We start from the raw sequence: 22,980 nt of genomic DNA, 5'->3' as shown, positions 1-22,980 counted from the left end.
AGGGAAACTCCCTATCCAGGGATCCTTGCGGGGCTTTTCATAAAGCCCTGCTCCCGGCGGGACTTTCGCCGCCTCGCCCACGGGCGGGGCGCCTTTCCAATCATTCCGCAAGGGTGGGACGATGGACGCCATTCTTCTCCAAATCCTAAACGGTCTCGACAAGGGGTCTGCCTATGCGCTGATCGCCCTCGGCCTGACCCTTATCTTCGGCACGCTTGGTGTCGTGAACTTCGCCCATGGCGCCCTCTTCATGCTCGGCGCGTTCTGCTCGGTCACGCTCAGCCGCCTGCTGACGCTTTCCTTCGAGACGATTGACGAGACGAAAACGGACTTCCTCGGCAACCCAATGAAGGTCAAGACGCCCTATGTGGAGGCTTGGTTCGGCCCAGAAACGGGCGCGGCGATCATCGACTGGGCGGTACCGCTCTCGATCCTCTTTGCCATCCCGATCATGATCTCCATCGGCTTCGCCATGGAACGCGGGCTGATCAAGCACTTCTACAAGCGCCCCCACGCAGACCAGATCCTCGTGACATTCGGACTCGCGATCGTGCTTCAGGAGATCATCAAGTATTTCTTTGGCGCCAACCCGATCCCTACGCCCGCACCCGATGTCTTCAAGGGCAGCTTCGATTTCGGCGTCCTCCTGGGCTTCGATCCCAATGTCATCATCTACCCGTACTGGCGGATGGTCTATTTCCTCTTCGCCATGATCATTATCGGCGGGGTCTTTGCCTTCCTGCAGTTCACCACCTTTGGGATGGTCGTTCGGGCGGGCATGGCCGACCGTGAAACCGTTGGCTTGCTCGGGATCGACATCGACAAGCGCTTCACGATGATGTTCGGCCTTGCGGCTGCTGTCGCCGGTCTTGCCGGCGTGATGTATGCCCCGATCAACTCGCCCAACTATCACATGGGAATGGACTTCCTTGTCTTGTCCTTCGTCGTGGTGGTCGTTGGCGGCATGGGCAGCCTGCCCGGCGCGGTACTCGCTGGCTTCCTGCTCGGCATCCTTGAGAGCTTCGCCTCCATGACCTGGGTGAAAAGCATCCTTCCCGGCATCGACCAGATCATCATCTACCTGGTCGCTATCATCATTCTGCTCACGCGTCCCCGCGGGCTCATGGGCCGCAAGGGCGTGATGGAGGACTAAACCATGCTCGGTCTCGACAAGAAAGACACGACGCTCCTGCTGGTTGTGATTGCACTGGCGATGTTCGCCCCGTTCCTGCTCAACCCCTTCCCGAGCGGCTCCGCGATGGCGCAATTCAACGCCGGCTACCCGGACCTGATGCAGCGCTTCGTGATCTTCGGCATCTTCGCCATCGGCTTCAACATTCTCTTCGGGCTGACCGGGTACCTCTCCTTCGGCCACGCCGCCTTCCTCGGTGTCGGCTCTTATTCGGCGGTTTGGATGTTCAAGCTGCTGTCGATGAACGTCGTCCCGGCAATCCTGCTGGCGATGGTCATCGCGGGCCTCTTCTCGGTCCTGATCGGCTTTGTGTCACTTCGACGCTCAGGGATTTACTTCTCGATCCTGACGCTCGCCTTCGCACAAATGTCCTTCAACCTCGCCTATTCGGTACTTACCCCGATCACCAATGGCGAGACCGGCCTGCAACTCACGCTGGACGATCCGCGCGTGCTCGGCCAGTCGGCGACCGATCAAGGCGGCATCCCGGTGACCAATTTCTTTGGCATCGAAATGCGGGCGACCCATACGCTCGATGTCGGCGCCTGGTCTTTCGACTTCAACGCCGGATACTATCTCTGCGCGATCATCATGATCTTCGCCTTCTACATTTCGTTGCGCATCTTCCGTTCCCCCTTCGGCCTCATGCTGCGCGCGGTGAAATCGAACCAGCAACGGTTGAACTACACCGGACTGAATCCCAAGCCCTACACGCTTGCGGCCTTCATCATTTCCGGCATGTATGCAGGCCTCGCAGGCGGGCTCATGGCATCGATGGACCCGCTCGCGGGCGCCGAACGCATGCAATGGACGGCCTCCGGCGAAGTGGTTCTCATGACAATCCTCGGCGGTGCCGGCACCCTGATCGGTCCGGTTCTCGGTGCCGGCTTCATCAAGTACTTCGAGAACATCTTCTCGAAAATCAACGACAACGTCCTGCACCAGTGGTTCGCGTTCCTGCCAGACGGGATGGAGGACACGCTCGTCTTTCTCGTTCACCCGTTTGTCGGCAAGGGCTGGCACCTGACGCTCGGCATCCTGTTCATGCTCGTGGTGACCTTCCTGCCCGGCGGGCTCGTAGAAGGCGGTCAGCGACTGTCGCGGCTGCTGCGCCGCGGGCGCAAGGACGAGGATGCAGGGCCAGACCCCGAGCATCACCCCAAGGAAACGCCCCATGTGGCCGAATAGGGAGACCTGACAATGGGAATTCTTGAAGTCAAAGGGGTGAACAAGCGCTTCGGCGGCCTGCAGGCCCTGGGCGACGTGAACCTCTCGGTGGCCGAAAACACCGTTCACGCCATCATCGGCCCCAACGGTGCCGGTAAATCCACCCTTCTCAACTGCCTCGTGGGCAAGCTCATCCCAGACACCGGCTCCGTCAGCTTCGACGGCAAGTCGGTGCTGGGCCGCACCCCCTTCGAGATCAACCAGATGGGCATCTCAAGGGTCTTTCAGACCCCCGAGATCTTCGGAGACCTGACCGTGTTCGAGAACATGGTCATACCTGCCTTCGCCCGGCGCGACGGGTCCTTCCGGATGCATGCGTTCGAAAGCGTGTCCAACGAGAAGGATATCTGCATCAAGGCCGAACAGATGCTGGTCGACGTGAACATGCAGGACAAGATTCACATGCACGCGGCCGCCCTCTCCCGCGGCGACAAGCGGCGGCTGGAAATGGCCATGTGCCTTCTACAGGAGCCGCGCCTGCTGCTGCTGGACGAGCCCACCGCCGGCATGGCACGGGCCGACACCAACAACACGATCGACCTGCTGAAAGAGATCAAGGATAGCCGCGACATCACGATCTGCATCATCGAGCACGACATGCACGTCGTCTTCAGCCTCGCCGACCGGATAACGGTGCTGGCCCAGGGCAGCCCGCTGGTGGAGGACGAACCCCATAACATCCGCGGCAACCCGAAGGTCCGCGAAGCCTATCTCGGCGAGGCCGCCTGATGCCCGGCACCCGTTTCTTCTGTCTGAAAATATCCCCGCCGGAGGCTCCCGCAGGCGCCACCGGCACGCCGGCCACCACCTTGCCCGGTCCTTTCAAGGGAGCCCGTAAATGAACGTCAAACCGGACTTTTCCAAGAACGCCAACCTCGCGGCAACCGCGCCCGCGTTCCTCTCCGTCTACGACATGCACGCCTACTACGGCGAGAGCTACATTATTCAGGGCATCTCCTTCAACGTCCACGAAGGTGAAATCCTGGCGCTGTTGGGCCGCAATGGCGCCGGCAAGACCACAACGCTCCGCGGCATCGCCCGCATGGACGATCCGCAAGTCACCCATGGCGAGATCTGGCTCGATCACCAGCACCTGCACACGATGAAGAGCCACCAGGCCGCAAAGGCCGGAATCGGGCTTGTGCCGGAAGACCGTTCGATCATTCCCGGGTTGACGGTCGAGGAGAATCTGCAACTTGCGCAAATCTCCGAACCCGTCGGCTGGACCATCGACCGCCTCTATGACCTCTTCCCCCGACTTGGGGAAAGGGCGAAGCAGGAGGGTGTGACGCTGTCGGGCGGAGAGCAGCAGATGCTCTCCATCGCCCGCGCACTTGCCCGGGACATCAAGGTGCTGCTGCTTGACGAACCCTACGAGGGCCTCGCCCCGGTGATCGTGGACGAGATCGAAAAGACTCTTATCCACATCAAGGAACAGGGCATCACGACCGTCATCGTAGAGCAGAACGCTGTGCGTGCCTTGGAACTGGCCGACCGCTCGGTAATCCTCGACACTGGCTCCATCGTCTTCGACGGGTCAGCAGCCGAAGTCTTGGAAAACGCCGAACTCCGTGCCGAGTATCTGGCAATCTAGCAAGAACGTCTCCGGCTGGGCGGCATCAGAACCGCCCGCCGTCTCCACTGTCGGGCCCCTCGGGGCCCATTTCTTTTTCTGACATGCGTTATTGCTGGCATCAGAGACGAGTTTGACGCCTTTGGCGCGGGCCTCGTCCCGAAATGGTCTATCTGCTTCCCGGAAAATGCCGTTAGCCCGCGCGAAACGAGCATTGTGCCCGCCTCTTGCTTGTCGACCGGCGGATCGCGAGTGATACAAGGTACCCGGTGTCCTGTCGCCAATTTCCGGAGCCAACATGCCCATGTCGTTGCGGCTGCTAGACATCAACCTCCAGAGCGTCCGGGGGATGGCACGGGAATTCATCGATGCGGCCGGGATTCCAGGGGCGTATTCACTCGACCTCATCTACATGTCCGCGGACTATCCGCGAGCTCGGCAAGTGTTCAAGGTCTCCGCAAAGAACCAGGACTACGCCCTGAAACTGGACTACGACTCCCCTCAAACCGGTCGACTGGAGAAGGATTTCAATGTCTTGTCGGAGGTTCATGGCCATTTCTCCGCCTACGAAAGGGTCGCCACTCCGAAACCGCTCTACCTTTCAGCGGACAAGCGGTTCTTCGTAACCGAACTGGTGGGGCGCCGAACGGCCAGCCACGTTATTCAGAAATCCACGAACGATGCGAGTGTCGCGCAGGTTTTTCGGAGAGCCGGACACTGGCTGCATGTCCTGCACGCCAAGTCCGCCCCGCAAACCACCGGCTTTTGGCCAAACTGGATGATTGAGGCCATCGATGTGGCGCTTGCCGAGCAGCCTGTACAGGCAGATCCAGAAGAATACGCGCCAATGATCGAAATGTTGAAGCGCGATTCCGAGGCGCTGACTGGCACCATCGATCTGAAGGTTTTCGGCCACGGGGATTTCCATGGCAGCAACCTCATTCTGGGCAATGGCGTGACCTACGGGCTGGACTTCACCGAAAGCTCCAGCAAGCTCGCGGTTTACGATATTGTGGACTTCCTGAAGGCGGATATCTTCCGGACCGTCCGCCCCCGGGATATCGACAGGAGCGGGTTGTCCAGACACAACAAGTCCATGTTTTTCAAGCTCTACCGCCATCGGGTGAATCCTGAGCTGCTCGACGTTTGCATTCGCGGTCGGCTATTGATCGACTGGCTGACAATAAGTCGGGCGCGGTACGCGGCCAGCGCATTTCAGCGGAAAAAGTTTACCCGTCTACGCGAACGCCTCCTCGCGAGCATGGCGCAGGGCTGACCGTCCCAGTCAACGCCCTTTCGTGCGCGCGCGCCCGCACGTGGGCGTATTGTCGTGCCTCTTGCGGGACAGGCCGTTCGCTACCGGGCTTTTACCCCTCGGGGCGCTGCGGATTCCGCGTTGGCCCAACGCGCGATGCGACCCGCGCGATCAACGCCGCGGTTGTGATCCGGCCCGCCGTATCCTTCACGCCCATCGACGGCTTGTTTTCGGAAGGAGATATTCGGGCAGCGTTGTCCCGCTCGTTTCGATCTAAATCCGAAGTACTTCTTGGCGATTGCGAACTACCACCTGCGTCGTCCTTTACCCTTGGTTCATGTTCTCGCGGAATGATCGGAACAGGTGGGGGTTCCTTTAGACGAGGACTCCGAAAATGATCGCCATCGGCTCACGCCCGTTGACCGAAGCGGTGGGTGGGCTGCAATCCGCCACGCCCAACGATCGGCGGATCGCCCCGATCACCAAAACCGCTCCGACCTCCCGCATGGAGGAATACGCGTCAGTTACGTCGCAAACCGTCGAAACGCAGCAACTCGGCGCTCTGGCCGTCCAGCCTGTTCCGGAGGATGGCCCATCGGAAACTGCACGCACGCAACATGAAGTGGAGCGTTCGGTTGCAATTGTATCGGCATCGGCCACTGGGGACGCAGACGGTGAATTGCCGGACACCATCGATAAGCTCCGGGCCCCCGTGCCCCCGCTGAAACAGATTGTAGAGATCCCGACCGAAACGACCGAGGAGATTCTGCGCCTCCGGGAGGAGGCGCAACTGGCGGCCGAGGAAACAGCCCAGGGCACCGGTCAAGGCGCCAACACTGCTTCGGCCGAGGTGGGCGCAAGCATCGACACCCTACGGCAAATCCAGGCAGCGGTCGCACCCACCGTGGATCTTCACCGCTGATCTCCGAACGCGGCCCACTCCCAGGATTTGACTCCCCCCCAACAAAACAGCGCCGGCCCGAGAGGCCGGCGCTGCGTTGCATCTGAAGTGCGGGATCAGTTCAGTGCCTTGTCCGTGATCTGATGCGTCCAGGCGCCTTTGGGCTCCATGGTGATCACCGGGTCGGACCCGCCACCAAGCAGGGTCTCGACGGTACGGGAGTAATCGGCCTCGTCCAGCGCACCGTTGGACCCCGCCGTAAGCTTGGCGATCTCGCCCATCATCCGCTTCTGGTGAGTCTCGGTCTGGGCACCTGTCTCGTCATTGTCGAGCACGATCATCGCCGCGTCATCGGGGTTTTCCTCTGCCCACTTCCAGCCCTTCATCGAGGCCCGCACGAAGCGCACCATCTTATCCTCGAAGGCCGGGTCGGAGAGGCTCTCTTCCAGCACATAGAGCCCGTCTTCCAGCGTTGCCACGCCCTGGTCCTCGTATTTGAACGTGATCAGTTCCTCCGGCGCCACGCCGGCATCGATCACCTGCCAATACTCGTTATAGGTCATGGTCGAGATGCAATCGGCCTGGCGCTGCAGCAGCGGGTCCACGTTGAAGCCCTGCTTGAGCACCGTTACCCCGCCTTCCGATCCATCGGTCGGAATGCCCAGCGAGGACATCCAGCTCATGAAGGGGAATTCGTTGCCGAAGAACCAAACCCCGAGCGTCCGGTCCTTGAGATCCTCGGGGCTTTCGATCCCGGTATCCTTCCAGCAGGTCAGCATCATGCCCGAGCTTTTGAAGGGCTGGGCGATATTCACGAGCGGCAGTCCCTTTTCGCGAGCGGCGAGCGCCGCCGGCATCCATTCCACGGTGACATCTGCCCCGCCGCCGGCAATGATCTGGGGCGGCGCGATATCCGGGCCACCCGGCTTGATGGTGACGTCGAGCCCCTCTTCCTCGTAGAAGCCCTGATCCGCGGCCACGTAATAACCGGCGAATTGCGCCTGCGTGACCCATTTCAGCTGCAGCGTGACCTCGTCGGCCGCCTGAGCGGTCGTGGCGAGTGCAAGTGCAGATACGGCGGCGGAAAGAAGTGTTTTCATTGGTAGTACCTCCGGGTTGGACTTTCCTGTTGGATAACTTCGGTGTTGTGCGACCTTACCGCCGCCTTCGTTGCGATGGATGCCAAAACGTGACGATGCTCTCTACAAGCGCCACGAAACCATAAAACGCCGAACCGGCAATCGCCGCGACGAGAATTTCGGCCCAGACCATATCGAGCGCGAGGCGCCCGACCTCGGTGGAGATTCGGAATCCCATGCCCTGGATCGGTGAGCCGAAGAATTCTGCGACAATCGCGCCGATCAGCGCCAGCGTGGTGGAAATCTTCAGTCCGTTGAACACGAAAGGCATCGCCGCCGGAAGTCGCAGTTTCAGCAGCGACTGCCAGTAGTTCGCCGCATAGGTCGTCATGAGGTCGCGTTGCATCCGGTCGGTGGCGCGCAGCCCCTCCACGGTATTCACGAGGATCGGGAAGAAGACCATCACCACCACGACCGCCGCCTTGGACTGCCAGTCGAAACCGAACCACATCACGAGGATCGGTGCGATACCGACGATGGGTAGCGCGGCCATGAAATTACCGACCGGCAGCAAGCCGCGGCGGAGGAAATCACTGCGGTCGACCAACAGCGCGACGAGAAACGCCGCCATGGCACCGATCACGTAGCCGCGCAATGCCCCCTTTACAAAGGTCTGCACGAAATCCTTCCACAGGGTTTCGGTGTTGGCCTGAAAAGTCTCCCATATAGCAGAGGGCGCTGGAAGGATAACCCCGGGCACGCCCAGACCCCGCGTAATCCCTTCCCAGACCACCAACAAAGAGGCTCCGAACAACGCTGGCACGACGAAACGTGTAAGGGCCTGATCGCGGCCCTCGCCATTGGCCATTGCAATGTTCAGCGCCGAGGCCGCGATAAGAAAGGCGATCGACCAGCCGAAGATGTTGCTCATTGCGCCATCCCCATCCGCCGCAGGGTTGCGCGCTGGACAGCCCCGATTGCGCCGACCAGAACGGCTGCCAGCAGTGCTGCCGCAAAGAGTGCCGCCCAGATCTGCACCGTCTGACCGTAGTAGGAGCCCGCCAGCAGCCGCGCACCGAGCCCCGCAACGGCGCCGGTGGGCATTTCACCGACGATGGCCCCAACCAGAGCCGCGGCCATCCCTATCTTCATCGAGGTGAAGAAATAGGGCATCGACGCCGGAAGCCGCAGCTTCCAGAACGTCTCGGAGCGGCTGGCGCTATAGGTGCGCAACAGGTCGAGCTGCATCGAATCCGGGCTTCGCAATCCCTTTACCATGCCAACCGTTACCGGGAAAAAGCTCAGGTATGCCGATATCAACGCCTTTGGCAGAAGCCCCGTCACACCCACCGAATTCAACACGACAATGATCATTGGCGCGATGGCGAGGATGGGAATCGTCTGGCTGGCAATCGCCCATGGCATCACCGCCATGTTCATCACCCGGCTATGCACGATCCCCACCGCCAGTCCGACGCCGGCCACCGTGCCGATGACGAAACCGAATACCGTCGCGCTCAGCGTCACCCAGGCGTGGTATATCAGGCTCCGCTTTGAAAAGGCGCGCCCCCGCAGCACCATGCCGCCGGTGGTCTTCCAAAGCTCGGCACCCACTTGATGCGGCGCCGGCAGCCGCGGCCTTTCCTGATTGAGCGTCGCGCTCGCGTGTGAGGGATTGCGGACCACAAGCCCTATGGCGCTGGCGTCCCGCCGCTCGATGGCCGATGGCGGGTTGATCACCGCGCCTGCCCGCTCGGCTTGCGTCAGCGCCTCCTTGATATTCATGGGCACGCAGGCGACGTACCACAAAGCCACAATCGCCGCGACGACGACCAGAACCGGCACGACGGCCCCGGCGACGCCCCGCAGCGCGGCACCGACACCGCTCGCCCCCGCAGGCGTCGACAAAACCGCGTCAGTCATGGGCTACCTCACTCGTCATACGCATGCCCCGCCCTCAGCCCTTCGCGCACCCGATGCGCAATGGCCAGGAACTCCGGCGTGTCCCGGATTTCCAGCGGCCGCTCACGCGGCAAGGTGCTCTCGATAACATCGGTAATCCGCCCCGGTCGCGGCGACATGACCACGATCTTGGTGGAAAGGTACACGGCCTCCGGGATCGAATGGGTGACAAAGCCGATTGTCTTCTCAGTCCGCGCCCAAAGCTCCAGAAGCTGCTCGTTCAGGTGATCCCGAACGATCTCGTCAAGTGCGCCGAAGGGCTCGTCCATCAGCAGGATCTCGGCATCGAAGGCCAGCGCCCGGGCAATCGAGGCCCGCTGCTGCATTCCGCCCGATAGCTGCCAGGGAAATTTGCCGCCGAACCCTTCGAGGTCCACCAGCTTCAATACGCGGGCCACATGCTCTTCCTGAGAGGTCTTGGAATAGCCCATGATCTCAAGTGGAAGCTTGATGTTCTTCGCAATGGTCCGCCACGGGTAAAGCCCGGCTGCCTGGAACACGTAGCCATAGGCCCGGCTCCGCCGCGCCTCGTCCGGGGTCATCCCGTTGACGGTAATCTCACCACCTGTCGGCTGCTCCAACGCCGCCACGACCCGCAGAAACGTCGTCTTGCCGCAGCCCGATGGACCGATGAAGGAGACGAAATCGCCCTTGTTGATCGTCAGGTTCACGTCGCGAAGGGCTTGAACCGGCCCGTCATTCGTCTGGAAGGTAAGGTCCAGCTTGCGGGCCTCGATGACGGGTTGATCCGCTTCCGCCACCCCGGCTCCGGGTGCTGTACGTTCCGTCGGCATACTGGTTCCGATCATGTTCCTGCCTGCTCCATGCGGGCCCTGGGAATGGCGCGCCGCGCAATCTCAGTCACGCTGTGTTCCATAGACGGGGCTCGGCAAACTCCACGCTGTTTCCACCGGGGTCCCGGACATAGATTGAGCGCGCGCCATTCGGCCAGTTGAAGTCCGCTTCGACTTCGATCTCGGCGTCCGACAACCGCTCCCGCATCCGCGAGAGATCCTCCGCCGACATGGCAAAACAAATGTGCCCGGCGCCGGTCGCCCCATGGGTCGGCACCGGCAGGCCACCCGGCGACGGTGGCAGGCGCGTCGCCTCCGCAACGAAGGCCAGCACGACACCGTCGCCGCAGCGGAAGAACACATGCCGGCCGTCGACGCGCGTGATGCGCTCCAGACCGAGCAGAGTGCCATAAAACGCCTCCGCCGCGTCCAGATCGTCGACGTAAACGGCGGATTCCAGTACACCCGATATCGCCGGACCGCCGGTCATCGACAAGCAATCCAGCGATGTAAGGACCGCGACGCGCGGCAGTGATTCCACACGGATGCAGTACCGCCATCCAAAGTCACACCCCGCTCGCCGGGATGCCCGTCCGCTCCACCGGACGCGGCGATGTCAATTCCTTCCAGGTCGACAGCGCCTTGTTGACGGAGCCGGTGGCTTCGCGGGCGACGAACTCGCCGTGGCCCTCCTGCGGCTTCACCTCGCCATCCACCACGGCCACTCGGCCACGGGTCAGCGTGTAGCGCGGCAGGCCCGTCACCTCCTTGCCCTCGAAGACGTTGTAGTCGATGGCCGATTGCTGCGTACCGGCGGAAATCGTCTTGGTCTTTTCCGGGTCCCAGACCACCAGGTCCGCATCGGCGCCGACCAGAACCGCCCCCTTCTTCGGGTAACAATTCAAGATCTTGGCGATGTTTGTTGATGTTACGGCAACAAATTCGTTCGGCGTCAGCCGCCCGGTGTTCACACCATAGGTCCAGAGCATCGGCAGCCGGTCCTCCAACCCGCCGGTCCCATTCGGGATCTTTGTGAAGTCGCCCACGCCGAACCGCTTTTGCTCGGTCGTGAAGGCGCAGTGATCCGTGGCCACAACCGAAAGCGACCCCGATTGCAGCCCCGCCCAGAGGGAATCCTGATGCTGCTTGTTGCGGAAGGGCGGCGACATCACCCGGCGCGCAGCATGGTCCCAATCCTTGTTGAAATACTCGCTTTCATCGAGCGTCAGGTGCTGGATCAGCGGCTCGCCCCAGACCCGCTTGCCCTGCATCCGTGCCCGCCGGATCGCCTCGTGGCTTTCCTCGCAGGAGGTATGCACGACATAGAGCGGCACGCCCGCCATATCGGCGATCATGATCGCCCGGTTGGTCGCCTCGCCCTCTACCTGCGGCGGCCGGGAATAGGCATGCGCCTCAGGCCCCGTGTTACCCTCGGCCAGCAGCTTCGCGGAGAGCTCCGCCACCACATCGCCGTTCTCGGCATGAACCAGCGGAATGGCCCCCAGTTCGGAACAGCGCTGGAACGAGGCATAAAGCTCGTCGTCATTGACCATCAGCGCGCCCTTGTAGGCCATGAAATGCTTGAACGTGGTGATACCGCGCTTCACCACCTCTTCCATCTCGTTGAAGACCTGTTCCCCCCACCAGGTGACGGCCATGTGGAAGGAATAGTCGCAATGGGCGCGGGTGGACTTGTTGTCCCACATCTTCAACGCATCGAGCAGCCCTTGCTGCGGGCTGGGGAGCGCGAAATCCACCACCATTGTCGTTCCGCCGGACAGTGCCGCCCGCGTGCCGCTCTCGAAATCGTCGCTTGAATAGGTGCCCATGAAGGGCATCTCCAGATGCGTATGCGGGTCGATCCCGCCGGGCATCACATAGCAGCCAGTGGCATCCAGCACCTCGTCGCCCGCCAGATTCGGCCCGATTTCGACGATCTTGCCACCGTCGACCTTGACGTCCGCCTTGTAGGTCAGGTCGGCCGTAACGATGGTTCCGTTCTTGATGACTGTGGTCATTCGTTTTCTCCCTGCCGGACGGATGGATACCCCAATACCCGCCCCTTCTTCTGTCCCGAAATATCCCGGGGGTCCGGGGGCAGCGCCCCCGGCCGCGCCGCCTACTCCACGATCTCCGCCGTCTCCAGAACCGCATGGCAGAGCACCTCCGCCCCCGCGGTCGCCCAGTCCGGCGTGATCTCTTCCGCCTCGTTGTGCGACAGCCCGTCCACGCAAGGGCACATGACCATTGTCGCCGGCGCCACCTTTGCCGCCCAGCAGGCGTCGTGTCCGGCTCCGGAGACGAGGTTCATATGGGTGTAGCCCAACCGCTCCGCCGCGGCGCGGACGTTCTCCACCAGGTCGGGCGTGAAGGTCACCGGGTCGAAGTGCCCGACCCGCTCCACCGCGCAGCCGACACCGAGCAGATCACAGATCTGCGCCGCGCGTTCCTCGATCTCGTCGCGCATCCCGTCGAGCTTCTCCTGATCGACGGTGCGGATATCGACCGTGAACACCACTTGCCCCGGCAGCACGTTGCGCGAATTGGGCGAGACATTGATCTGCCCCACCCCGCCCACGGCATTGGGCTGGGCGCGCATCGCCACCTCCTGCACCATCTCCAGAATGCGGGCCATGGCGAGCCCGGCATTCACCCGCATCGCCATGGGCGTGGAGCCGGTATGCGCCTCCTTGCCGGTGAGTGTGAATTCCAGCCACCAGAGCCCCTGGCAATGGGTGACGACGCCGATGTCCTTTCCCTCGGCCTCGAGGATCGGCCCCTGCTCGATGTGCAATTCGTAGTAGGCGTGCATCTTCCGCGTGCCGACCTCCTCGTCACCGACCCAACCGATCCGTTTCAGCTCGTTGCCGAACGTCAGCCCCTCAAGATCCTCGCGCCCATACGCATAGTCGAGCGTGTGAACACCCGCGAAGACCCCCGAGGCCAGCATCGCCGGGGCGAACCGCGCGCCCTCCTCGTTGGTCCAGTTGACCACCACGATCGGGTGCTTGGTCTTGATCGCAAGGTCGTTCATCGTTCGCACCGCCTCCAGCGCGCCGAGAACACCCAGAACGCCGTCGTACTTGCCGCCCGTGGGCTGCGTATCGAGGTGACTGCCCACGTAGACCGGCAGCGCATCCGGGTCTTCGCCCGGCCGCGTGGCAAACATGGTGCCCATCTTGTCGACACCCATCGTTAGCCCCGCCGCCTCGCACCACTTCTGGAACAGCGCGCGGCCGGTCGCATCGTCATCCGTCAACGTCTGGCGATTGTTTCCGCCCGCGATACCCGGGCCGATCTTCGCCATCTCCATGATCGAATCCCAGAGACGGGCGCCATTGATTTTTAGGTTTTCACCGGGTGCAGGCATGTGGTTTCTCTCTTCTGTTCTACGCGCCGCGGATCTCACACAAGAGACTCGCGTGTTCCCCGAAAGGGATATGGCACACAGGGCCTAGTCCAGATTGTTCAACACGGCTCTGAGCGTGCCAAACAACTGGTCGATATGCTCCTTCTCGATGATCAGCGGCGGGCTGAGCGCGATGATGTCGCCCGTCGTGCGGATCAGGCAACCCTTGTCATAGGCGTCGATGAAGGCAGAGAACGCGCGTTTCGTCGGCTCCCCGGCGATCGGTTCAAGCTCGATCGCACCGATCAGCCCCATGTTGCGGATGTCGATCACGTGTTTGCAATCGGCCATGGAATGAAGCGCGTCCTCCCAGTACGGGGCGAGATCTGCCGCCCGCTGGAAGAGACCCTCGTCGCGATAAGTCTCCAGCGTTGCAAGCCCGGCCGCCGAGGCAATCGGGTTGCCGGAATAGGTGTAGCCGTGGAACAGCTCGATCATGTGTTCCGGTCCGGTCATGAAGGCGTCGTGAATCTCCGCCGTCGCCAGGACCGCACCCATCGGAATCACGCCGTTGGTCAGACCCTTGGCCGTCGTGATGAGGTCGGGCATTACCCCGAAATGCTCTGCCGCAAAGCTGGAGCCGAGGCGGCCGAATCCGGTAATCACTTCATCGAAGATCAGAAGAATGCCGTGCTTCGTGCAGATTTCACGGAGTTTTTCCAGGTATCCCTTGGGCGGCAACAGCACGCCGGTCGAGCCCGCCATGGGCTCCACGATGACAGCGGCAATCGTCTCCGGCCCGTGAAGCGTGCAGATCCGTTCCAGCTCGTCGGCCAGATGGGCGCCATGCTCCGGTTGGCCGCGCGTCATGGCGTTTTCCGGAAGATGCGTCGCCGGCAGATGATCGACACCTGTCAACAATGTGCCAAAAAACTTCCGATTGTTGACGATTCCGCCAACGGAGATACCACCGAAATTCACCCCGTGATAACCGCGCTCCCGGCCGATCAGACGGGTACGCTGCCCTTCGCCGCGGGCCCGGTGATAGGCCAAGGCAATCTTCAGCGCCGTCTCGACCGATTCCGACCCCGAGTTGGTGAAGAAGACATGCTCAAAGGGCTCTGGTGCCATGTCCCGAACCGCGGAAGCCAGTTCGAAGACCTTTGGATGGCCCATCTGAAAGGCGGGCGCATAGTCCAACTCCGCCGCCTGCGCCTGGATCGCCTCCACGATCTTCGGCCGCTTGTGACCGGCGTTGCAGCACCAAAGGCCAGCCGTGCCATCGAGCACCTTGCGGCCGTCATCCGTGGTGTAGTGCATTCCCTCGGCGGCAACGAACATCCGCGGTGTTTGCTTGAACTGGCGATTTGCGGTGAACGGCATCCAGAACGCACTGAGATCGTTCGGTGCGGATTTGCGATCAAGCGCCATGATGTCTCCCTGCTGGCGGCCCTTCTTCCGGGGCGGCGGGCGTGAATGTTTGACCAAATGGTCAGGAACACGCTACCACGGGGCAACGAGCAGTCAAGTTCGCGGCATTCGCCGCGTCAACTCAACACGCAGCAGCCCCGGATTTACGGGCGGTTTGATGGATTTTTGAGCGTAGCATGAATCAAAGCAAGACACCGCCCCACATTCCGACTCAGGCGCGCACTCGAATCCAGCGCCGCAACCACAGCGCGATCCTGAACGCGGCGCTGGATGTGTTTTCCGCCAAGGGGTTTCGTGGCGCAACGGTGGACGAGATTGCACAGGCGGCGGGCCTCTCAAAACCCAACCTGCTCTACTACTTCCCAAGCAAGGAGGCGATCCACCTCCAGCTACTCTCGGGCCTTCTGGACGTTTGGCTCGCTCCGCTGCGCGACCTCGACCCGGAGGGCGATCCGATCCCGGAAATCCTCACCTACGTGCGCAGAAAATTGCAGATGAGCCGGGAGATGCCGCGCGAAAGCCGCATATTCGCGAACGAGATACTCCAGGGCGGCACCCATCTGGGCGATACCCTGACGACCGCGCTGAAACCGCTCGTCGACGAGAAGGCGGCGGTCGTCGCGCGCTGGCGCGATACCGGTCGTATCGCCGATGTCCATCCCTATCACCTGATATTCTCGATCTGGTCACTGACTCAGCACTATGCCGATTTCGACGTTCAGGTTCGCACGGTCCTTGGCGACGAAGGCGCCGATCCCTACCCTGAAGCGGAACGCTATCTGGAAACGCTCTTTACCCGGATGCTGACGCCGTAGAAACACCGTAAACGACGAACATGTCGCATCGCCGCCGATACTATCGTGTAGACGGAGAACGCAGCGCGCCGCCCTGCGCAGACCGTGCACGGTTGCCGGCCACCAACGGGCCGGCAACCATAATTCGAGCCAACGATGGGCTACAGGAGAAGATCATCCACCCAAATGGATCCTTCGATCGCGATCGAGAAATCGGCCAGCCCGTCTCCATCGACATCGGCACGCAGAACGCCGCCTTTGAGGCGTAGTTCGCCTTCTTCGCCTGAGAACCCCTTTCGGCCGATCCATTCAAAGTCCTGATCGCCGTCCTCGCTGGCACAAGCGTCAATTCTCCTGAGATCGATTTCGTCCCCATCGGCATCATCGAAAAACACGACATCGCGTTTCGCGCCCACCGCGGAGTGATCGACCGACTTGAACACGTAGCAATCGGCGCCGGCACCACCCTTGAGAATGTCCTTTCCCGCGCCGCCTAGCATCACGTCGTCGCCCGAACCGCCAAGCATTTTGTCCCTGCCCGCACCGCCGACAAGCTTGTCGTCGTCCGCTCCGCCAACGAGCTTGTCGGAGCCCTTGCCACCCTTCAGAAGATCATCGCCATCTCCGCCTAGGACCTTGTCGTCGCCGCCGAAAGCGAAGACTTCGTCATCCCCATCACCGGCGTCGATCTCGTCGGCTTCCTCTGTGCCGTCGATCAAATTGTCGAGTGCTTCCAGACCTTCGTCCAAGAACGTTTCCAAGGCTTCCTCAAGATCATCGAGCCAATCCCCGAGAAGGTCCGCATCCGTATCCGATAGCTCGTCGGACACTCTGTCGACCCAGTTGCCCAATCGTTCCATCAGGGAGTCTAGCCAGTTTTCGAGCCGCTCCTCGTTCTTGTCGATCCAGTCGTCCAGATCCTCGGACACACCCTCGAGCGAGGTTGGCATTGATGATGCCAGAAACGCCTTGAGTTCGTCACCGAGCGCGGCGGTGTCAACTCCGCCCACAATGATTGCCATTTACGTCTTCCTTCACTTCTCCCCCCCCACACGCTCTGGTTGAGTATAAATTGGGCTACTTTCGTGGCGATTCTCGGGCCAGAACCGGAAAATGTCCCGTTAGGTTAACCCACGTCGCGCCAGCAGATTGCGCCTTGCCGGCTAATCTGGCTCTGGGAAATCAAGCGTGGCGAGGTTCTTTTCGGAGGGGGCGATCGAGACTCGTCCTCTCGCACCCCTCCAAGAAATTAACAATATTTTAGAGATAGTTAGCGGGCACCGACTATCTCCTCGGCGGACCCGTGGACCACATTGCGCAAACGCGGTGCGACAGGCATCGCTGGCAATTTCGACTCTCTGGGCACCGAATGCCGCGCTCGTCAGACACCCGGCTTGATCCGCGTGCTGCCGAGCCTAGTACAAAGCAGGCGCGCAGCCTTCGCCGCGCGCCTGCCTGAATTTCAGCGCATTCCGCCGCCTTAACGGCCGCAGATCACTCTTCGTCGAGCTTCTCGACGGCTTCTTTCAGCGCATCCTTGTCGGCCTCGATCTCTTCGATCTGGGCCAATTCAAAGATGTAGTCCACGACCTTGTCTTCGAAGATCGGCGCGCGGAGCTGCTGCTGCATTTGCTGGTTCTGCTGCACGAATTCGAAGAACTCGCGCTCCTTGCCCGGGTACTGGCGCGCCTGGTTCATGACCGCCTGGGTCATCTCGGCGTCCGACACCTGGATCTCGTTCTTGGTTCCCAGCTCGGCCAGCAACAGGCCCAGGCGCACACGGCGCTCGGCCAGCTTGGAATGCTCCTCGGTGGTCTCGATTTCCGGATGGTCGTGGCCTTGCACGTCCGGGTTTTCCTCGTGCCAAAGTTGGTGCGCGATCTGCTTGGCTTCGGCATCCACGAGGGTCGGTGGCAGCTCGAACGATACCAGCTCGTCCAGCTTGTCCAGAAGTCCGCGCTTCATCACCGCGCGGGCAGCGCCGGCATATTCGGCTTCCAGCCGCTCGGTGATCTGGGTCTTGAGCGCATCCAGGCTTTCAGAACCGAATTGCTTGGCCAGCTCATCGTTCAGCTCAGCTGCTGCAGCGGCCTTGACCGCCTTGATCGTGCAGGTGAATTCCGCCGCCTTTCCGGCCAGGTGCTCAGCCTGGTAGTCTTCCGGGAAGGAAACTTCGACAACTTTCTCCTCGCCGACCTTCACACCGACAAGCTGCTCCTCGAAGCCCGGGATGAACTGACCCGAGCCAAGCTCCAGCGGGAAGTCCTCCGCCGCGCCGCCCTCGAAGGCCTCGCCGTCGACCCGGCCCACGAAGTCCATCGTCACCTGATCGCCGTTCTCCGCAGCTTCGCCGTCGGCCCGGTCCTCGAAGTTCTTCGCCTGTTCGGCCAGCCCCGTCAGCGCCTCTTCGACAGAGGCGTCATCTGCCTTCACCACCATCTTCTGAAGCGAGATGGACGAAAGCTCGGGCTGTTCGATCTCGGGCAGTTTCTCGTAGGACATGGAGACGACGACGTCGTCGCCTTCCTTCCAGTTCTCGCCTTCCATCTTGATCTCGGGCTGCATCGCCGGGCGGTCACCGCTCTTCTCGAGCTGCTCGCTGATCGCGCCGTCGACGGCCTCCTGCATCGCTTCGCCAAGGACGCGCTGGCCGAACTGCTTTTTCAGCAGCGCCATTGGCACCTTGCCCTTGCGGAAGCCCTTCATCTCGATCTCGGGCTGGGCCTCGGTCAGCTTCTCGTTGACCTTGGAATCCAGTTCATCCGCGGTGATGGTGATCTGATATCCGCGTTTCAGGCCTTCGTTCAGGGTCTCGGTGACCTGCATGGCTCTTCTTCCTTCCTCATATTCCCTAACACCCGCAGCGCGACACGCCTGACCGCGGGAGACACCGGCAATCCATCCGATCGCCTGCCGCGGCTCAGTTGCCCAATCGTCACGGGCGTTTCTTGCGAAACACCGTTGGTGCGGGTGAAGGGACTCGAACCCCCACGCCTTGCGGCGCCAGAACCTAAATCTGGTGCGTCTACCAGTTCCGCCACACCCGCACTTTGAAACCGGAAGCGACCGCGCGCTGTTTCCAGCACCGCAGCCGCCCGATCCAAATTCGCGCCCTTCTAGCAAGGGTGATGCGGGGATGCGAGAGGAAAAACACCCCTGCAACGGTCCGGCAAAATGTTAACATTTTTGTAGCCGCCGCCCATGCCTTGCCCTAACCTGCTCAAAAAACAATCATTCAGGCCAAGCAGACCCATGAACATACCCTTCTTCGGCGGGGCGACGGCGCGAAAACAGGCGGCGCCATTTCAGTCGAGCCCCGACCGCGCAACCGGCATTACCGGCTCCACCATGCTCTACACGCGTGACGGTGCGATCCCCGCCGAGCACCTGATGCCCGGTGACCGGATCATCAGCCGGGCAAGTGGAGCCGCCACGCTGCGCGCCATCAGCTTCGACACGTTGCACGGCCTCATGGTCCGGATCGGACCGGCCACGCTGGGCCGCGCCCGCCCGGAGACGTTCCTGCTGCTGCCGCCCGATCAGCGTATCGTATTGCGCAGCGCCACAGGCGCGCCACGGGATGGGATCTTCGCAGCGCGCGCACTGATCGATGGGAAAAACGTGAAGTGGCACGAGACGAAGACGCCCGTTCGTGTGGCTCACCTGGACTTCGGCGGGCCACAGATTGTCTATGCGGGCGGGTTGGAGCTGGAGGTCGGCGTCTGAGCCGAACCTGCGCCGCTTGCGGTGCCCGCGCCGTGACCGCATAAGATGGCGCGGAACCTACCCGAGAGCCTGCCATGGACACCGTTTCATCCCTCGACGCCGCTTTCTGGATCACGGCCGGTGCGATCCTCTGCCTGCTGATCCTGTCCGGATTCTTTTCCGGATCGGAAACGGCGCTTACCGCCGCCTCCCGCGGCCGACTCCGCTCCGCGGCGGACAAGGGCGATCGCGGCGCCGAAGCGGCGCTTGCGCTCAAGGAGGACAATGAGCGGCTAATCGGCGGTATCCTGCTGGGCAACAACCTGGTCAATATCCTCGCCACCTCGCTGGCCACCGCCGCCTTCACCCAAGCCTTCGGCGACAGCGGCGTGGCGCTCGCTACGTTGGTCATGACGCTTCTTGTTCTGATCTTTGCGGAAGTCCTGCCCAAGACCTACTCTATCAACGATCCCGAACGCGCGGCCGCCCGCAGCGCGCCGCTGATCGGGCCGGTAATAACCGTGCTCTCCCCGGCCGTGGCCGCCGTGCGCGTGATCGTGCGCGGCGTGCTCAGACTGTTCGGCATGAAGATCGACCCTGACTCCATGTTGTCCGTGCGCGAGGAGATTGTCGGTGCACTGCAGATCGGCCACTCTGAAGGCGTTGTTGAAAAAGAGGACCGCGACCGCCTCCTCGGCGCGCTCGATCTCAGCGAACGGATGGTCGAGGAGATCATGCTTCACCGCAGCCAGATCGAGATGATCGACGCCGAAGCGCCTGCGGAGGAAATCGTCAGCCAGGTGCTCGCTTCCCCCCACACCCGCCTGCCGGTCTTCCGTGGCGAGCAAGAGAATATCGTCGGGGTGGTCCACGCCAAGGACCTGCTCCGCGCACTGGAGCAGATGATGCGCGAGTCGGACTCGTTGGATCAGACTATGGCCGGCTTCGATATCATGGCGGTGGCCAAGGCCCCCTATTTCGTGCCCGAGACCACCACGCTCGACGACCAGATGCGCCAATTCCTGCGGCGGCATACGCATTTCGCGCTCGTGGTGGACGAATACGGCGCACTCGAAGGACTGATCACGCTGGAGGACATCCTCGAAGAAATCGTCGGCGAGATCACTGATGAGTTCGATGTGGATGCCGAACACCCGATCCGCCGGACGGACACCGGCGATTTTCTCGTGGATGGCGCCATGACGATCCGAGACCTCAATCGCGCGAAGGATTGGAACCTGCCTGATGAAGAGGCCAACACCATCGCTGGCCTGGTCATCCACGAGGCGCAGACCATCCCGACGCAGGGTCAGGTCTTCTCTTTCCATGGCTTCCGCTTCGAGGTGGTGGCTCGCGAACAGAACCGGCTAACGCGGTTGAAGATCCGCCCGCTGTAGCCCAACCACACAAAATCGACTGTTCGCACATTGCGCGGGCGGTCGTTGGACGCGCCCGGACATGTCCTTGCGCGAATGCCCTTTGTGACGTGGCCGTTCGGATTCAGACCTGCGCACCCGAATCCATCTTCTTCAGGAAATTCTCCGCCCCATGCAGGATCGCCTGCCGGCGTTGCGCATCCATGCGATCCCAAGTTCGGTACATTGTCGCGATCCGGGGATTGCTTGAGAAACGGGCGCGATGCCGGTTGAGAAAGTGCCAGTAGAGCAGGTTGAACGGGCAGGCATCGTCTCCGTGCTTTGCCTTCACCGAGTAGCGACAGGTGCCGCAGTAATCCGACATCCTGTCGATGTAGTTGCCGGAGGATACATAGGGTTTTGAGGCGAAAAGCCCGCCGTCGGCGAACTGGCTCATGCCAAGGGTGTTTGGCGCTTCGACCCATTCGAACGCGTCAGCATAAACAGCAAGGTACCATTCATGGAGTTGCGCCGGGTCGATCCCGGCAACCAGCCCGAAGTTCCCGGTGACCATCAGGCGTTGAATGTGGTGTGCATAGGCCTCTTCGCGAGTTTGTGCGACCGCCTCGCGGAGACAGACCATGCCGGTTTCGGCCCCCCAGTAGAGCGCGGGAAGGTCTCGCTCATGACCGAGTTCGTTGCGCTCCACGTAGCACGGACCTTCGTGGAAGTAGATGCCGCGAACGAATTCTCGCCAGCCGATGATCTGCCGGATGAACCCCTCGGCCGCGTTGAGCGGCGCATGCCCGGCCTGCCATGCGGTTTCCACACGTCGGCAGACGTCCAGCGGGTCGAGCAGGCCAACGTTGAGATAGGCCGACATCAGGGAATGGTAAAGGAATGGGCGCCCCGCGAGCATTGCATCCTGGTAGTCCCCGAAGGCCGGCAGCGCGGCGTGGATAAATTGCTCAAGGACCGCCTCGGCCTGCGCAGCGTCCGTCGCCAGGCCGAACGGGTGAAGCTGCCCGAAATTGCCACCGAACCGCGTTTCCACCAATTCGAGCACCTCGGCAACAGTGTCGTCATGCTCGAACCGCGACGGCCGGGGCAGGAACATGTCGTCGCTGGCGGGTTTCCGGTTCTCCGTGTCGAAGTTCCATTTGCCGCCGGCTGGCTTGTCGCCCTCCATCAACAACCCCGTCCGGCGCCGCATCTCGCGGTAGAAATTCTCCATCCGCAGCTGCTTGCGCCCCTCTGCCCAGCGGTCGAAATCGGCGTGGCTGGCAATGAAACGGTCGTCCTCGAGGATTTCCAGATCGAGCGGCACGGTCTCCAGCGCCTCGATCAGCCGCCATTCGCCGGGCCGGGTTGCCACGACATCAGTCGCGCCGGTCTCTGAGGCACGCCGCAGGAGTTCGCCAGGGACCGTTCCCGTGTTCTCCGGATCGTCCAGCCTGGTGTAAGCCACCTGCCAGCCGTCCTCACGAAGGCGAGCGGCGAATTTCCGCATCGCCGCAAGGATGAATGCGATTTTCTTGGGGTGATGAGGCACGTATTGCGTCTCTGCCGCGACCTCCGCCATGACGACGAGGTCCTGCGCCCTGTCTGCCTGTCGGAGCGCCGCGATGTTTTCACTCAACTGGTCGCCGAGAACGAGAACAAGCCTCACCACGGCACCTCCTCGCCTGCCCAGTCGAAGAAACGACCCGAATGCTCTGGCCCCACGCCGTCGATCACGCGCAATAGGTTCTCCGCCGCAGCTGCGGGAGCGACCTTTCGATGGCCGGGGTAGTTCTCGGTAAAGGGCGTGGCAACCGTTCCGGGATGCAGCGCGATCACAGCCGCCTCCCGGTGACTGCGCCCAATCTCGATCGCCGCAGTTCGCACGATCTGGTTGGCCGCCGCCTTTGAGGCGCGGTAGGAGTACCAGCCTCCCAATTGATTGTCGCCGATCGACCCGACGCGGGCGGTGAGAACCGCCAGGACCGAGCGCCCTTTGCGTGGCAACAACCGGGGGGCGTGACGCAGGATCATTGCCGGACCGATGGTGTTGACGGCCAGAACATGTGCCATCTGCGCCGCCGAAATCTGGCCGAGCGATTTCTCTGGCTCCGCGCCGTTCGGCGCGAGGACGCCGGATGCGACGAAAAGGAAGTCGAAGGGACCGTGTAGCGCACCCAGAACGCGGTCCACCGAGCCTTGATCGGTCACGTCCAACCCATCCACGCTGCGCGAAACCCCGGTCACGTCCACACCACGGCCTGACAACGAGGTGGTCATCGCGGCGCCAATCCCGCCCGATGCGCCTATGACAAGTGCTGTTTTCATCGCCACACCTTTGATCTCCTGCTCGTCACATAGCG

General features: G+C 61.9%; 21 protein-coding genes and 1 tRNA gene. 9 read left to right on the top strand and 13 right to left on the bottom strand.

Annotated elements, in window-relative coordinates:
* The first annotated feature begins 121 nt into the window (after nt 1-121).
* From ARC39_RS06980 to ARC39_RS06955, 6 genes are all read left to right on the top strand, one after another.
* Complete coding sequence (locus tag ARC39_RS06980; RefSeq protein WP_068112139.1) at nt 122-1,153, top strand: branched-chain amino acid ABC transporter permease; 1,032 nt, start codon at nt 122-124, stop codon at nt 1,151-1,153.
* Nucleotides 1,154-1,156: 3 nt separating this feature from the next.
* Nucleotides 1,157-2,380, top strand: coding sequence for a branched-chain amino acid ABC transporter permease (locus ARC39_RS06975; RefSeq protein ID WP_068112135.1), 1,224 nt, complete (start codon nt 1,157-1,159; stop codon nt 2,378-2,380).
* Between the two features lie 12 nt (nt 2,381-2,392).
* The gene (locus ARC39_RS06970; protein WP_068112132.1) at nt 2,393-3,148 is read left to right on the top strand and encodes an ABC transporter ATP-binding protein; all 756 of its coding nucleotides are present in this window, start codon (nt 2,393-2,395) and stop codon (nt 3,146-3,148) included.
* 109 nt (nt 3,149-3,257) lie between these two features.
* Nucleotides 3,258-4,013 (top strand): ABC transporter ATP-binding protein, encoded by a 756-nt coding sequence (locus tag ARC39_RS06965; protein ID WP_068112127.1) that lies wholly within the window; start codon nt 3,258-3,260, stop codon nt 4,011-4,013.
* A 277-nt stretch (nt 4,014-4,290) separates the two neighbouring features.
* Complete coding sequence (locus ARC39_RS06960; protein WP_068112124.1) at nt 4,291-5,268, top strand: phosphotransferase; 978 nt, start codon at nt 4,291-4,293, stop codon at nt 5,266-5,268.
* A 373-nt stretch (nt 5,269-5,641) separates the two neighbouring features.
* On the top strand, nt 5,642-6,169 hold the full coding sequence (locus tag ARC39_RS06955) for a hypothetical protein (RefSeq protein ID WP_068112122.1): 528 nt from the start codon (nt 5,642-5,644) through the stop codon (nt 6,167-6,169).
* A 95-nt stretch (nt 6,170-6,264) separates the two neighbouring features.
* Here the strand turns inward: ARC39_RS06955 and ARC39_RS06950 are convergent, their stop codons facing one another.
* From ARC39_RS06950 to aptA, 8 genes are all read right to left on the bottom strand, one after another.
* Complete coding sequence (locus tag ARC39_RS06950; RefSeq protein WP_068112120.1) at nt 6,265-7,248, bottom strand: ABC transporter substrate-binding protein; 984 nt, start codon at nt 7,246-7,248, stop codon at nt 6,265-6,267.
* Between the two features lie 55 nt (nt 7,249-7,303).
* On the bottom strand, nt 7,304-8,095 hold the full coding sequence (locus tag ARC39_RS06945; RefSeq protein WP_236545161.1) for an ABC transporter permease: 792 nt from the start codon (nt 8,093-8,095) through the stop codon (nt 7,304-7,306).
* Between the two features lie 59 nt (nt 8,096-8,154).
* Nucleotides 8,155-9,150 (bottom strand): ABC transporter permease, encoded by a 996-nt coding sequence (locus ARC39_RS06940; RefSeq protein WP_078059124.1) that lies wholly within the window; start codon nt 9,148-9,150, stop codon nt 8,155-8,157.
* Nucleotides 9,151-9,158: 8 nt separating this feature from the next.
* The gene (locus tag ARC39_RS06935) at nt 9,159-9,983 is read right to left on the bottom strand and encodes an ABC transporter ATP-binding protein (RefSeq protein ID WP_068113197.1); all 825 of its coding nucleotides are present in this window, start codon (nt 9,981-9,983) and stop codon (nt 9,159-9,161) included.
* 67 nt (nt 9,984-10,050) lie between these two features.
* Nucleotides 10,051-10,473, bottom strand: a complete 423-nt coding sequence (locus tag ARC39_RS06930) for a VOC family protein (RefSeq protein ID WP_068112114.1) — start codon at nt 10,471-10,473, stop codon at nt 10,051-10,053.
* Between the two features lie 76 nt (nt 10,474-10,549).
* Nucleotides 10,550-12,001, bottom strand: coding sequence for a dihydropyrimidinase (hydA, locus tag ARC39_RS06925; RefSeq protein ID WP_068112102.1), 1,452 nt, complete (start codon nt 11,999-12,001; stop codon nt 10,550-10,552).
* 101 nt (nt 12,002-12,102) lie between these two features.
* Complete coding sequence (locus ARC39_RS06920) at nt 12,103-13,353, bottom strand: Zn-dependent hydrolase (protein WP_068112100.1); 1,251 nt, start codon at nt 13,351-13,353, stop codon at nt 12,103-12,105.
* Nucleotides 13,354-13,437: 84 nt separating this feature from the next.
* The gene (gene aptA / locus ARC39_RS06915; protein ID WP_078059123.1) at nt 13,438-14,763 is read right to left on the bottom strand and encodes an omega-aminotransferase AptA; all 1,326 of its coding nucleotides are present in this window, start codon (nt 14,761-14,763) and stop codon (nt 13,438-13,440) included.
* Between the two features lie 176 nt (nt 14,764-14,939).
* On the opposite strand from aptA, the gene ARC39_RS06910 reads away from it, so the two are divergent.
* The gene (locus tag ARC39_RS06910) at nt 14,940-15,578 is read left to right on the top strand and encodes a TetR family transcriptional regulator C-terminal domain-containing protein (RefSeq protein WP_149866343.1); all 639 of its coding nucleotides are present in this window, start codon (nt 14,940-14,942) and stop codon (nt 15,576-15,578) included.
* A 140-nt stretch (nt 15,579-15,718) separates the two neighbouring features.
* Here the strand turns inward: ARC39_RS06910 and ARC39_RS06905 are convergent, their stop codons facing one another.
* The 3 genes from ARC39_RS06905 to ARC39_RS06895 form a co-directional block, all read right to left on the bottom strand.
* Nucleotides 15,719-16,579 (bottom strand): calcium-binding protein, encoded by an 861-nt coding sequence (locus tag ARC39_RS06905; protein WP_068112097.1) that lies wholly within the window; start codon nt 16,577-16,579, stop codon nt 15,719-15,721.
* A gap of 472 nt (nt 16,580-17,051) precedes the next feature.
* Complete coding sequence (tig, locus tag ARC39_RS06900) at nt 17,052-18,383, bottom strand: trigger factor (RefSeq protein ID WP_068112094.1); 1,332 nt, start codon at nt 18,381-18,383, stop codon at nt 17,052-17,054.
* Between the two features lie 136 nt (nt 18,384-18,519).
* A tRNA-Leu gene (locus tag ARC39_RS06895) sits at nt 18,520-18,604 on the bottom strand.
* A gap of 205 nt (nt 18,605-18,809) precedes the next feature.
* Here ARC39_RS06895 and ARC39_RS06890 point away from each other — a divergent pair.
* Both ARC39_RS06890 and ARC39_RS06885 read left to right on the top strand, forming a co-directional pair.
* A complete protein-coding gene (locus ARC39_RS06890; RefSeq protein ID WP_068112090.1) occupies nt 18,810-19,283 on the top strand; it encodes a Hint domain-containing protein in 474 nt (157 codons plus the stop codon).
* 74 nt (nt 19,284-19,357) lie between these two features.
* Nucleotides 19,358-20,659 carry an HlyC/CorC family transporter gene (locus tag ARC39_RS06885; RefSeq protein WP_068112087.1) on the top strand — a complete coding sequence of 434 codons (1,302 nt, stop codon included), beginning with the start codon at nt 19,358-19,360 and terminating at the stop codon, nt 20,657-20,659.
* A gap of 103 nt (nt 20,660-20,762) precedes the next feature.
* On the opposite strand, the gene ARC39_RS06880 is transcribed toward ARC39_RS06885, so the two are convergent.
* Together ARC39_RS06880 and ARC39_RS06875 are read right to left on the bottom strand one after the other, a co-directional pair.
* Complete coding sequence (locus tag ARC39_RS06880) at nt 20,763-22,289, bottom strand: cryptochrome/photolyase family protein (protein ID WP_068112084.1); 1,527 nt, start codon at nt 22,287-22,289, stop codon at nt 20,763-20,765.
* The gene (locus ARC39_RS06875; RefSeq protein WP_068112081.1) at nt 22,283-22,945 is read right to left on the bottom strand and encodes an SDR family NAD(P)-dependent oxidoreductase; all 663 of its coding nucleotides are present in this window, start codon (nt 22,943-22,945) and stop codon (nt 22,283-22,285) included. Before ARC39_RS06875 ends, ARC39_RS06880 begins: the two co-directional genes overlap by 7 nt.
* Nucleotides 22,946-22,980: the final 35 nt, after the last annotated feature.

This window comes from Tropicimonas marinistellae, assembly GCF_001509585.1.
Taxonomy (GTDB): Bacteria; Pseudomonadota; Alphaproteobacteria; order Rhodobacterales; family Rhodobacteraceae; genus Tropicimonas; species Tropicimonas marinistellae.
This window is presented reverse-complemented; position numbering and strand designations above follow the sequence as displayed.

Bases quoted from the DNA above. Each gene is read 5' to 3' on its own strand.
- ARC39_RS06980 (WP_068112139.1), top strand. From the start codon at position 122: ATGGACGCCATTCTTCTCCAAATCCTAAACGGTCTCGACAAGGGGTCT.
- ARC39_RS06975 (WP_068112135.1), top strand. From the start codon at position 1,157: ATGCTCGGTCTCGACAAGAAAGACACGACGCTCCTGCTGGTTGTGATT.
- ARC39_RS06970 (WP_068112132.1), top strand. From the start codon at position 2,393: ATGGGAATTCTTGAAGTCAAAGGGGTGAACAAGCGCTTCGGCGGCCTG.
- ARC39_RS06965 (WP_068112127.1), top strand. From the start codon at position 3,258: ATGAACGTCAAACCGGACTTTTCCAAGAACGCCAACCTCGCGGCAACC.
- ARC39_RS06960 (WP_068112124.1), top strand. From the start codon at position 4,291: ATGCCCATGTCGTTGCGGCTGCTAGACATCAACCTCCAGAGCGTCCGG.
- ARC39_RS06955 (WP_068112122.1), top strand. From the start codon at position 5,642: ATGATCGCCATCGGCTCACGCCCGTTGACCGAAGCGGTGGGTGGGCTG.
- ARC39_RS06950 (WP_068112120.1), bottom strand. From the start codon at position 7,248: ATGAAAACACTTCTTTCCGCCGCCGTATCTGCACTTGCACTCGCCACG.
- ARC39_RS06945 (WP_236545161.1), bottom strand. From the start codon at position 8,095: ATGGCCAATGGCGAGGGCCGCGATCAGGCCCTTACACGTTTCGTCGTG.
- ARC39_RS06940 (WP_078059124.1), bottom strand. From the start codon at position 9,150: ATGACTGACGCGGTTTTGTCGACGCCTGCGGGGGCGAGCGGTGTCGGT.
- ARC39_RS06935 (WP_068113197.1), bottom strand. From the start codon at position 9,983: ATGCCGACGGAACGTACAGCACCCGGAGCCGGGGTGGCGGAAGCGGAT.
- ARC39_RS06930 (WP_068112114.1), bottom strand. From the start codon at position 10,473: ATGACCGGCGGTCCGGCGATATCGGGTGTACTGGAATCCGCCGTTTAC.
- hydA (WP_068112102.1), bottom strand. From the start codon at position 12,001: ATGACCACAGTCATCAAGAACGGAACCATCGTTACGGCCGACCTGACC.
- ARC39_RS06920 (WP_068112100.1), bottom strand. From the start codon at position 13,353: ATGCCTGCACCCGGTGAAAACCTAAAAATCAATGGCGCCCGTCTCTGG.
- aptA (WP_078059123.1), bottom strand. From the start codon at position 14,763: ATGGCGCTTGATCGCAAATCCGCACCGAACGATCTCAGTGCGTTCTGG.
- ARC39_RS06910 (WP_149866343.1), top strand. From the start codon at position 14,940: ATGAATCAAAGCAAGACACCGCCCCACATTCCGACTCAGGCGCGCACT.
- ARC39_RS06905 (WP_068112097.1), bottom strand. From the start codon at position 16,579: ATGGCAATCATTGTGGGCGGAGTTGACACCGCCGCGCTCGGTGACGAA.
- tig (WP_068112094.1), bottom strand. From the start codon at position 18,383: ATGCAGGTCACCGAGACCCTGAACGAAGGCCTGAAACGCGGATATCAG.
- ARC39_RS06890 (WP_068112090.1), top strand. From the start codon at position 18,810: ATGAACATACCCTTCTTCGGCGGGGCGACGGCGCGAAAACAGGCGGCG.
- ARC39_RS06885 (WP_068112087.1), top strand. From the start codon at position 19,358: ATGGACACCGTTTCATCCCTCGACGCCGCTTTCTGGATCACGGCCGGT.
- ARC39_RS06875 (WP_068112081.1), bottom strand. From the start codon at position 22,945: ATGAAAACAGCACTTGTCATAGGCGCATCGGGCGGGATTGGCGCCGCG.